Below are 1,333 nucleotides of genomic sequence, written 5' to 3' on the forward strand. Positions count from 1 at the left end.
GGGAGTGTCATGAACTCTGTGTATCGGGTCTGGCCCATGCGGGTTTCAGATACGGTCACGCATTGAATCGATCTTCGAACATTATGGCGAAATGGTTGCGTGCGGCAAACCATTCTCGAACATTTCTGCCTCCTTTCTCGAAGTTGCGGATTGCCAGATAGATCAGCTTTGTGGCGGCGTCCTCGGTCGGGAACGATCCGCGCGTCTTGATGGACTTGCGGATCACCCGGTTCAGGCTCTCGATGGCATTCGTGGTGTAGATGATCTTGCGGATGGCCGGATCGAAGGCGAAGAACGGGATCACCTCCTGCCAAGCCCTGCGCCAAGCAGGGGCGATTGATGCATATTTGCCGGCCCATTTTTCTTCGAAGGCATCCAGTTCGGCGGCTGCCTGATCGGCAGTCGGGGCGCTGTAAATCCGCCTCAGGTCAGCGGCCACCTCCTTGCGATCCTTCCAGGCGCAGAAGTTCAGCGAGTGGCGCACGAGGTGGACAATGCAGGTTTGCACGGCCGTGTCCGGGAAGGCTGCGGTAATTGCGTCAGGGAAGCCCTTGAGACCGTCCACGACCGCGATCAGGATGTCCTGCACCCCGCGGTTCTTCAGTTCCGTCATCACCGAGAGCCAGAATTTGGCACCCTCGTTGTCGGCGATCCAAAGACCAAGAACTTCGCGCATGCCATCCCTGTTGACGCCAAGAGCGACGTAGACAGCCTTGTTCTTGACCATGCGGCTGTCAGCGTCGCGGATCTTGACCCGCAGAGCGTCGAAAATGACGATGGGATACATCCGGTCCAGCGCGCGGCTCTGCCAGTCCCGGACCTCGTCCAGAACGGCATCTGTGACGCGGCTGATCAGGTCGGGCGACACTTGCAGGCCATAGACATCCTCAAGGTGGGCGCGGATGTCACGCACCGTCAGGCCGGCGGCATAGAGACCGATGATCTTGTCATCCATCCCGTCGATCCGGGTCTGGCCCTTCTTCACCAGCTCAGGCTCGAAGCTGCCGTCGCGGTCGCGCGGCACGGCAATCGGCACCTCGCCGTCCTGCCCCTTCAGCCGCTTGGAGGATGTGCCGTTGCGCCGGTTGGACTGATCGGCCGGAGCATCTTTGCCATCTTCATAGCCCAGGTGCGCGGTCAGCTCGGCACCCAGCATCCGCTCCATCAGCTTGATCTTGAGCTCTTTCATCAGCCCGGCATCGCCAAGCAGATCTTCAGGCCGCTCGCAGCCCTTCAGTAGTTCGTCCAGCAGTTCCTTGGAAATCGTCATCGTCCTTGCTCCTCTCAGGAAGCATGGACCAGTTCCCAGTTACACAGAAGACAGGACACTCTC

The 1,333-nt window shown here is 59.6% G+C and carries 1 protein-coding gene; it reads right to left on the bottom strand.

Annotated features, from left to right (window positions below):
* Positions 1-55 precede the first annotated feature (55 nt).
* On the bottom strand, positions 56-1,270 hold the full coding sequence (locus tag ACEWPL_RS19385; protein ID WP_393928657.1) for an IS256 family transposase: 1,215 nt from the start codon (positions 1,268-1,270) through the stop codon (positions 56-58).
* Between the last annotated feature and the right edge of the window lie 63 nt (positions 1,271-1,333).

The sequence above is a fragment of the Roseovarius roseus genome (assembly GCF_043355935.2).
Taxonomy (GTDB): domain Bacteria; phylum Pseudomonadota; class Alphaproteobacteria; order Rhodobacterales; family Rhodobacteraceae; genus Roseovarius; species Roseovarius roseus.